Origin of the sequence: Caballeronia arvi (assembly GCF_001544695.2) — a bacterium.
GTDB classification, from domain to species: Bacteria; Pseudomonadota; Gammaproteobacteria; order Burkholderiales; family Burkholderiaceae; genus Caballeronia; species Caballeronia arvi.
This window is the reverse complement of sequence record NZ_FCOM02000077.1, coordinates 17,985-27,312: the sequence shown is the minus strand read 5'-3', so window position 1 is coordinate 27,312 and position 9,328 is coordinate 17,985. Positions and strand designations below refer to the sequence as shown.

Sequence of the window (9,328 nt, the reverse complement as noted above, 5' to 3'; positions counted from 1 at the left end):
CAGTCCAGGCATTTCGATGCCCAAAGTGTCAACCATGTCCCCGCCAAATCTGTCAACTATGTCCCCGGTCTATACACTGCTGCAAAGAAAGTAGGCAAAGAAAGCAGCTATCCCCAGCCTAAGCACTTCACGCCGGCCGCGGCACAGGCGATTGGTTGAATGGAACCCGGAGTAGCGAGTGTCCTCGAAGGTCTTATCGGGCGTGGATCGCGCACGGTCTGCCGCCCGATAACGCCAAGCGAGCTGGTTCAGCACGAAACTGCTCCGGCCCGCTTCGCGGCCGATGGGTCAATCGCGTGGGCGCGGTTGGTGTGATCGATGCGGTCGGTGCGTGCCTCTTTGCCGGGGCTTCCATCTCATTGCGCGCGCTGCCCGTTGGTTTCCCTTGCAGACCCTACGGCAGCGCGCAGCGCTGTGCCGGAACTGTTTCGTGCTGAACCGGCTTGCTTGACGTTCTAGCGTGTCAGACCGTGCGCGAGCCAAGTCCGATTGGGCCTATGAGGGCATTCTTTAGGCGAGGGCCGATCGCCGAGGAGAAAAATGGCCAACGTGCGTGTGACCGCGGGCGGTGAGAAGCTGCTTTCTTTGGTTACTTTCTTTGCAGCAGCAAAGAAAGTGACCCCTCCGCCGGGGAGGCGGTTACTGAACAAGAAGTAAGAAGGCAGCAGAAGCAAGACACCAACAAAAGCCCCTCACCCCCGCGTCCCACGCGAAATCTCCGTCCCGGCATCATGCGCGAGCCGCGCAGTAATCGGCATCGAAAGAAACGAAAAGAACCCGACGACGACAAACGCAGGCCAGAAGTCGGACCATTGCACGCTCGCATGACCGTTCAGATACTGCGAGAGCTCGAGCGTGATGCCCGCGACGGTGACGCCAAGACCGAGCGACACCTGCTGCACGAAGCTGGCAAGACTCGTCGCACGCCCGACATCGCGTGTTTCGATCTCCGCATACGCGAGCGAGTTGAGGCTCGTGAACTGCAACGCAGGGAAGAAGCCGCCAAGCAGGACGACGGCCCAGATCACCCAGGTCGGCGTGCCGGGAAAGAACGCGCCGCACGCCGCGATAGCGATACCCGACAACGCAGCGTTATAGAAGAGCGTCTGCCGGAAGCCGAAGCGATGCAGCACGCGCGAGGCGAACGAGCGCATGAACATGCCGCCGAAGGCGGACGCGCAGGTGATCGCGCCGGACTTGAACGCGCTCATGCCGAGCCCTTCCTGCAGCGCGAGCGGCAGCAGAAACGGCACGGCGCCGAGCCCGATGCGAAACATCGAACCGCCGAGGACGCTCGCCTGGAACGTCGGCACGCGGAAGAAGCGCAGGTCGAGCAGCGGCTTCTCCGCGCGTCGCGCGTGGACGCAGTACAGCACGACCATCAGCGCACCGGCGGCGCACATCGCGTAGGCGGTGCCTTGCGGGATCAGTTCGCCGCCGACGAGCGAGAGCCCGAGCAACAGCAGCACGCCCGCGCCCGCCGAGAGGAAGAAGCCGAACCAGTCGAGCCGGCCCGGATGTTCCTCGTGCGAGTTCGCGATGTAGCGGTTGGTCAGATAGATGCCGAAGATGCCGATCGGAATGTTGATGAAGAAGATCAGGCGCCAGTGCAGATAGGTAGTGATGAAGCCACCGAGCAAGGGACCTACCGCGGGTCCGAGCATTGCGGGCACGGAGAGATAGTTCATCGCGCGAATGAACTCCGAGCGGCGCACCGAGCGAAAGATGATGATGCGGCCGACGGGCACCATCATCGCGCCGCCGACGCCCTGGATGAAGCGCGCGACGGTGAACGGCCCGAGCGATGTCGATGCGGCGCAGAGCAGCGAGCCGACGACGAACACGCCGATGGCCGTGCGGAACACGGCGCGTGCAACGAAGCGGTCGGCGACCCAGCCGCATATCGGTATGAAGACGCCGAGCCCGAGCACATAGCTCGTGACGGCGACTTTCAATGTGACGGGATCGCGTCCGAAGGCGCGCGCCATTTCAGGAATCGCAGTGACGATGACATTGGCGTCGACGCTTTCCATGAACATCGCGCACGCGACGATGAGAGGGGCAATGAAAGCTTTGACGGCAAGTGGCATGGTGAATCGCGATCGACTCTTGGCGGCAAGAGCGGCGATTATGGCACCGATATGGAGCAGTCGCTGAGGGATCAAGGCGCGATACGTGCTGCGATGAACATTGAACGAGGAACGAAGAAGCGATGGACCCGCATGATCTGCAACGGCTCGTCACGCAGACGATGCCCTACGGCAAGTACAAGGATCGCGTGCTCGCCGATCTGCCTGGTCACTATCTCGCGTGGTTCGCGCGTGAGGGTTTTCCAGAGGGCAAGCTCGGTGCGCTGCTCGCATTGATGCATGAGATCGACCACAACAATCTGCGCTCGCTGCTCGATCCTTTGCGTGGCCGATGAGCGTTTCCGCGGTATGACGCATCGCCGCGTAAACACGCTATAGGTTGTATCGACATGTTTTGCAAGCACAAGATATTGTGGAAATAAGAGACGCGGAATGATAGACTTCGGCAACGGATTCGAAGCGCGGAGCAGGCAACAGAGCGTCGTTCGAATGCTCGCGCGAGCATGTTTCGAGTGAAGCAGAGTGCGTTCGATGACATGCAATCGAAGGTCATCGAAGCGCGGGCAAATCGATCGCTCGTCGACGCATGTTTGCATCGCATCGAGTGTCATCGAGAGACATGGATCGACGAACGCAACGAGTCACGCTTCGATGCGTTCGTCATCGAACGCAGCAACGAGTCGATGTTCGCAGTGAAGCGCAGCGCACGATAGCGACCGCGCATCGAGCATCAGCCGAAACGCCTTATGCGGCGGGGCTTTCGAGGCATCGATACGAAGCAGTCGAAGCACGTCGCGCAGCCTTCGACATCACTCGATCAGGACCGCTTCACACACGATTCGAGAGGCATGGCATCGAGCTTCGAACATGAAGCGAAGAGCCAAGTGTTGTATGCAGGTAGCAACGTCGAATCTAAATCGCATGAAAACGAGAATTTTCATGAGCAAACTCTTTTATCGCTCATGAAAAGATGGTACAAACCGATCTAAATTGATGGTGAGAATTTATGCTCAACTGGGATGACGAGACCACTGCCGTAGCTCCCTCGAGCGCTTCGCAACCGAACGCGTTGCGTCACGCTCAAGGCACGACTTTCGGTACGCAGTCAGCGCAAGCTGCGGCTCATCAAGCTGCCCATCAGATTGCTCAGGCGAACAACATCTTTTCCGATGGCTTCGTTCCGCCCGCAACCGCCACGCCTTCCGCAAGCGCCATCGCTGCTCAGAGCGAAGCGCGCGTCAATGTCGCCGACAAGCGCATCATCAACGGCAAGACCGACGTCAATCAGCTCGTCCCGTTCAAGTACAAGTGGGCGTGGGAGAAGTACCTCGCCGGCTGCGCGAACCACTGGATGCCGCAGGAAGTGAACATGTCGCGCGACATCGCCCTGTGGAAAGACCCGAACGGTCTGTCGGACGACGAGCGACGCATCGTCAAGCGCAATCTCGGCTTCTTCGTCACGGCAGATTCTCTGGCCGCGAACAACATCGTGCTCGGCACGTACCGTCACATCACCGCTCCGGAGTGCCGCCAGTTTCTTCTGCGCCAGGCGTTCGAAGAGGCGATCCACACGCACGCGTACCAGTACATCGTCGAATCGCTGGGCCTCGACGAGAGCGAGATCTTCAACGCGTATCACGAAGTCAAATCGATTCGCGACAAGGACGAGTTCCTGATTCCGTTCATCAATACGCTGACCGACCCGGCCTTCACCACGGGCACGCTGGAAGCGGACCAGAAATTGCTGAAGTCGTTGATCGTGTTCGCCTGCATCATGGAAGGTCTCTTCTTCTATGTGGGCTTCACGCAGATTCTGGCGCTGGGTCGCCAGAACAAGATGACGGGCGCGGCGGAGCAGTATCAGTACATCCTCCGCGATGAATCGATGCACTGCAACTTCGGCATCGACCTCATCAACCAGATCAAGCTCGAAGAGCCGCAACTGTGGACCGCCGAATTCAAGGCCGAGATCCGCGAGCTCTTCAAGCAGGCTGTCGATCTCGAATATCGCTACGCTGAAGACACCATGCCGCGCGGGGTGCTCGGCCTGAATGCGTCGATGTTCAAGAGCTACTTGCGCTTCATCTGCAACCGGCGTTGCCAGCAGATCGGGCTTGACCCGCTCTTCCCGAACGAGGAAAACCCGTTCCCGTGGATGAGCGAAATGATCGACTTGAAGAAGGAACGCAACTTCTTCGAGACACGCGTGATTGAGTATCAAACCGGCGGCGCGCTGACCTGGGAATAACAACAAGCCCAGGACGTGTTGCAGACGAAATCGATGGGGCGGACGGGCAGCAGCGTGTCGATTACGCGCGCCCGGCCGACAAGGTTTAGGAGAACGGTCGCCTGATGCAAAGTGCGCCTACTGACTTGGCGGGCCGAGTGGCTCGAATAGAAGACAGGCGTTTTGCGATCCCTTCAATGGGATGGGCAAACTTCCCCCCGGAAAATGCCAGCGGCAAGCTCGCTGGCTCGATCAAGCGATGGCCGGCGCCGCGAAGAGGCGGTGCTGACTCAATTTGGCGCGCGGTGCCTCGGGGCACGGCGCGCCTTGCCGTATTCATTAGCGTAAGCAGGTGGGATCAGCGTACGCCGATGAATAATCCGCTTCGTAGCGTGCGCTGTCGAGAAGGCGACACGCGGGAAGCGGGTTTTGACGAAGGGTGTTGTTTGAACTGACTCTCATCTGAAAACCTGAAGGAGAAAATCATGGCAGTTGCCAAGAAAAAACCCGCCGCGAAAAAGGCTGCAGCAAAGAAAGTCACCGCCAAGAAGGCCGCTCCGGCCAAGAAGGTTGCCGCTAAGAAGGTCGCTGTGAAGAAGGTTGCAGCGAAGAAAGTAGCGGCGAAGAAAGTAGCAGCGAAGAAAGTAGCAGCGAAGAAGGTCGCAGCGAAGAAAGTGGCAACCAAGAAAGTCGCTGCAAAGAAAGTCGCTGCAAAGAAAGTAGCGGCGAAGAAGGTCGCGGCGAAGAAGGTCGCGGCAAAGAAGGCTCCGGCGAAAAAGGCCGCAGCGAAGAAGGTCGCGACCAAGAAGGTAGCGGCGAAAAAGGCTGCAGCGAAGAAGGCGCCTGCGAAGAAGGCCGCGGCCAAGAAGGCGCCCGCGAAAAAGGCCGCAGCGAAGAAGGCCGCTGCGAAAAAGGCTCCCGCGAAAAAGGCTGCTGCGAAGACCGCAGCCGCTGCGCCTGCTCCTGCTGCGAAGAAGGCCCCCGCGAAGAAAGCTCCGGCGAAGAAGGCCGCTGCTGTGAAGAAGACGACGGCTGCTGCACCTGCCACGACGGCAACGACCGTATCGGCGCCGGCACCGGCTCCGGCCGCTGCGGTCAAGACGGCGTTGAATCCGGCAGCGGCATGGCCGTTCCCGACGGGCAGCCGTCCGTAACTTCTTGCAGCACGCTTTACCCAGGCACACTTCGCTGTGCCCTTAGCCGGGTAGGCCTACCCGGCCTGAACCCGTCGTTGAGGAGACTCAGCGGCGGGTTTTTCACTTCGGCCAACGAATCGCATCGAGCTGCGGGCGCACGGCTTTCGCGCGGCAAAGAAAAAGCGCATGCATCTTTCGATACATGCGCTTGTTTCGAACGACATGCGCGCCTTGCGGCGTGACGCCTATTCGTCCGCTGAATGCCTCAATGCGTGACGCGCGTGACGCCGCCGCTCGACAGCAGACGCACCCGCTCGCCCGCCTGGAAGACTTCGCCGTTCGCGGTTTGCGTGATGGCGCGCAAGTCGCCGTTATCGAGACGCACCGTGATCTCCAGGCCGTTCTTCATCGCGACGCTGTTCTCGACCGCGTTGCCCGCCACGGCGCCAGCCAGGCCGCCGATGATGCCCGCGATGATCGAGCCGTTGCCGCCGCCGATCGCGCTTGCCGCCGCGACGCCGCCCAGCGCGCCGCCACCGATGGTGCCGAGGCCGGTCGGCTGGCCGTTGTTCGAACTGATCTTCACGCCGCGCACGCTTTCGACGGTCGCCATGCGCACCGTTTCCTCGCGCTGCGCCTGCGACGCCGTGTAGACGTCCGAAGAACTGCTGTTGTAGGCGCAGCCCGTCAGCGCTACCGAGCCGACGAGCGCCATTGCCAACGCGATACGACTTACCGTTTTCATTCCTTTACTCCACTCACTCAGAACAGGCTGCTTCCGAAAGCCTGCTTGAAACGCTCTTCGATTTCGGCGCGCGTCGGCGCGTAGGTTTGCGGCCCCTGATGTTCGATTTTCAGCGAACCCATCAGACTTGCGAGACGACCCGTTTTCTCCCAGCCAAGCTTGTTTTCGATGCCGTACAACAGACCGCCGCGGAATGCGTCGCCGCAACCGGTCGGATCGACCACCTGTCGCGCCTGCACGGAGGGAACGTCGAGCACGCCATCTTCATGATAGAACTGCGCGCCGTGTTCGCCACGTGTAACCACGAGGGCGTCGACGCGGCTCTTGATGTCTTCGATCGACCAGCCGGTCTTGTTGCTCAGCAACTTGGCTTCGTAATCGTTGACCGCCACGTATGTGGCGAGTTCAATCATGCGACAAAGTTCCACGCCTTCCAGAATCGGCAATCCCTGGCCCGGATCGAACACGAACGGCACGCCCGCGCGGGACAGGCCTTCGGCGTGCTCGCGCATGCCTTGCGCGCCGTCGGGCGCGACGATGCCGAGCGAGATGCCTTGGGCTTCGTCGGCGCGGTTGAGGTGCGATTCCATCATCGCGCCGGGGTGGAACGCGGTGATCTGATTGTTCGCGAGGTCGGTCGTGATGAAGCATTGCGCCGAGTGCTGGTCGGCCAGCACGCGCACGTATTCCTTCGACAAACCGAGCGCGTCGAGCCGGTCGATGTAGAGCTGCGAGTCCGCCGCGCCGAGCGTCGCCATGATTTTCGGTTCGCCGCCGAGAAGCTTCAGCGCATACGCGATGTTGCCCGCGCACCCGCCGAAGTTGCGGCGCATCGTCGGCACCAGGAAGCTGATGTTCAGCATGTGCACCTGATCCGGCAGGATGTGGTCGCCGAAGCGGCCCTGGAAAGTCATGATGTTGTCGTAGGCGAGCGAGCCGCAGATGAGCGTAGCCAAGGCGAACGTCCTTATCGTTGGGAACCGGAGAAGAGAATGCGCATACGGCGCGCGGCGAGTTTCTCACAGCGCCTCGTATGCGCGGACCGCCCGGAACACGGGCGGTCCATCGCAAGACTTACTTCAACGCGGCGAGCGCTGCGTCGTAGTTCGGTTCCTGCTTGATTTCGGACACCAGTTCCGAGTGCAGCACCTTGTTGTTCTCGTCCAGCACGACGACCGCGCGCGCCGTCAGGCCCTTGAGCGGGCCGCTCGTCACGTCCACGCCGTAGGCTTGCGCGAACTCGTGGCCGCGGAACGTCGATGCCGTCACGCAGTTCTCGATGCCTTCCGTCGTGCAGAAGCGCTTCGCCGCGAACGGCAGATCGCCCGAGACCACGACGACGACCGTGTTGTTCAGCTTCGTCGCTGCTTCGTTGAATTTGCGCGTCGAGGTCGCGCAGGTCGGTGTGTCGAGGCTCGGCACGATGTTCAGCACCTTGCGCTTGCCCGCGAAACTGGCGAGCTTGACGTCGCCGAGGTCCGCGCCGACGAGCGTGAATTCGGGCGCCTGCTGGCCCGTGCCCGGGAACGTGCCGTTGACGTCGATGGGATTGCCGCCGAGGGTAACTTGACTCATGTTGCGCTCCAGAGAATTGTCAGATGCTGACGGGAAAATCGCGCGTGCCGAGCCGTGAGGGCAGCAACGCGCGTCGTGCGGCGGGATTCAGCCCCTTGCGTGACGGACGGCGCGGATTCGAGATCGCGGCCGTCGCGGCATCAGGGATAAAAGACCTGAACCCGGTAATTCGCGGCAACCGCGTCGCCCGTATCCAGACGGACGATGACCGGTTGCGCACTTTGCGGCGCGAGGCCGACGGCGAATATCGTACCCGGTCGCGCGTAATCCTGCGGCCAGAGCACGCGGCGGACCGCGACGTTGTTCTTGTCGTCGAGCAGCGTGAGCTCGAGCGCCGGATACGCGAGCGCGACATCCAGCCGGTTGCGCAGCGACAGCTTCAGTTCGAGCTTGTGCGGTCCGTCGACCTGGCGCAGACCGGAGCTCTCGATCTGCAATCCGTCGATGTCGCGCGGCGGCGAGATGGTGCAGCCGATTTGATCGCAGGCATCGGAGTAGAGCGTGTGCGAGCCGGGCACGAGCACCATCACGCTTTCGCGTTGCCACCATGCCAGTTGCACGATCAGCAGCAACGCCAGCAGCACGGCGAGGATGATGCCCGCGATGCGTTTGCCCTTGCCCTTGCTCGTCTCCGCACGCGCCGGCGCGCGAGGCTGGTGTGAATCGCGCGAATCGCGCGATTCACGCGTTTCGCGGATGACCGGAAACGCTTCGTTCGCGCTCGTTCGGCGAGCGCCGGCGGGCGGCTTGTCACCGAAGCCGGGCTCGGCGTCGTCGCGCCACGCGGATGGTACAGGCGGCTCCGGCGAAGGGCGCGCGGGCGGCTCGTCCGTTCGAGGAGACGGTCCGATGAACGGCTCGGCGCGATCGTCCAGCGGAGCGACGAACGGCAGGGCGGGCTCATCGCCGGACGACAGTGCATCGGCGCCGGTTCGAGCTGAATTCGCCGCTTCGGGATGCGACGCCCCCACACGAACGAATTGCTTCATAGGCCCGGGTTGGGAGGGCACCGCGGAAGGTTCGTTCGCCGCATGGTGCGCCGTCTCGGCGCGCGGCGGTGTGGGCCGCGTCTGCCCTGGCGCGTTCGCGAACCCGGGAGCGTTGGCATACACGGTGCGTTCGTCGTTCTCGTCGGGCGTGATGCCCGGCGACGGGGACGGCGCATCGCCGTGCCTGGTCGCAGCGAGATCGAGGTTGCGCGGCGCCAAGGGCTTCGGCTTCAGCGGTGTCTCGGGGATCGACGCCGGGCGCGCGGGCGGTTCCGGCGCGGTTGCGGGACCGGCGCCCGAACTGGTCGCGGGACCGACGGCGACGTCGTCATCGAGGATCGCGGCGTGTTGCGCGACGCCTGCCGCAGCCGGCTCGTCAGGAAGCTCGAAGCGATGATGCGCGGCATCGAAAACTTCCTGGCAATGTCCGCAGCGCACGCGGCCGTCATGCGGCGCGAGCAGATGCGGGTCCAGCTTGAATACGGTTTCGCAGTGGGGGCAGCGGGTTGCCAGCGCCATATAAGAAGTGCCGTGGGCCTGACGGCCGTCGTGGAGGATGGCGCTAT

At 62.1% G+C, this 9,328-nt stretch carries 10 protein-coding genes; 5 read left to right on the top strand and 5 right to left on the bottom strand.

What is annotated here, in order from left to right; genetic code table 11:
* Window positions 1-692: 692 nt before the first annotated feature.
* Window positions 693-2,090 (bottom strand): MFS transporter, encoded by a 1,398-nt coding sequence (locus tag AWB74_RS39205; RefSeq protein WP_061151954.1) that lies wholly within the window; start codon window positions 2,088-2,090, stop codon window positions 693-695.
* 122 nt (window positions 2,091-2,212) lie between these two features.
* Between AWB74_RS39205 and AWB74_RS39200 the strand changes: the two genes are divergently transcribed.
* From AWB74_RS39200 to AWB74_RS39175, 5 genes are all read left to right on the top strand, one after another.
* On the top strand, window positions 2,213-2,425 hold the full coding sequence (locus AWB74_RS39200; RefSeq protein ID WP_061122485.1) for a DUF3820 family protein: 213 nt from the start codon (window positions 2,213-2,215) through the stop codon (window positions 2,423-2,425).
* Between the two features lie 168 nt (window positions 2,426-2,593).
* Window positions 2,594-2,803: a hypothetical protein gene (locus AWB74_RS39195; protein WP_061151953.1), complete on the top strand. Its 210-nt coding sequence runs from the start codon at window positions 2,594-2,596 to the stop codon at window positions 2,801-2,803.
* A 293-nt stretch (window positions 2,804-3,096) separates the two neighbouring features.
* Complete coding sequence (locus tag AWB74_RS39185; RefSeq protein WP_061151951.1) at window positions 3,097-4,338, top strand: ribonucleotide-diphosphate reductase subunit beta; 1,242 nt, start codon at window positions 3,097-3,099, stop codon at window positions 4,336-4,338.
* Window positions 4,339-4,442: 104 nt separating this feature from the next.
* Window positions 4,443-4,772 (top strand): hypothetical protein, encoded by a 330-nt coding sequence (locus AWB74_RS47775; RefSeq protein WP_087039453.1) that lies wholly within the window; start codon window positions 4,443-4,445, stop codon window positions 4,770-4,772.
* A 30-nt stretch (window positions 4,773-4,802) separates the two neighbouring features.
* Window positions 4,803-5,471, top strand: a complete 669-nt coding sequence (locus tag AWB74_RS39175) for a histone H1-like DNA-binding protein (RefSeq protein WP_087039452.1) — start codon at window positions 4,803-4,805, stop codon at window positions 5,469-5,471.
* 247 nt (window positions 5,472-5,718) lie between these two features.
* Here AWB74_RS39175 and AWB74_RS39170 read toward each other — a convergent pair whose 3' ends face one another.
* From AWB74_RS39170 to AWB74_RS39155, 4 genes are all read right to left on the bottom strand, one after another.
* Window positions 5,719-6,198: an outer membrane lipoprotein gene (locus AWB74_RS39170; RefSeq protein WP_008342914.1), complete on the bottom strand. Its 480-nt coding sequence runs from the start codon at window positions 6,196-6,198 to the stop codon at window positions 5,719-5,721.
* 17 nt (window positions 6,199-6,215) lie between these two features.
* Complete coding sequence (locus AWB74_RS39165) at window positions 6,216-7,154, bottom strand: carbohydrate kinase family protein (RefSeq protein WP_061151950.1); 939 nt, start codon at window positions 7,152-7,154, stop codon at window positions 6,216-6,218.
* 118 nt (window positions 7,155-7,272) lie between these two features.
* Window positions 7,273-7,773, bottom strand: a complete 501-nt coding sequence (gene tpx / locus AWB74_RS39160) for a thiol peroxidase (protein WP_061151949.1) — start codon at window positions 7,771-7,773, stop codon at window positions 7,273-7,275.
* Between the two features lie 140 nt (window positions 7,774-7,913).
* On the bottom strand, window positions 7,914-9,281 hold the full coding sequence (locus tag AWB74_RS39155) for a zinc-ribbon and DUF3426 domain-containing protein (RefSeq protein ID WP_061151948.1): 1,368 nt from the start codon (window positions 9,279-9,281) through the stop codon (window positions 7,914-7,916).
* Between the last annotated feature and the right edge of the window lie 47 nt (window positions 9,282-9,328).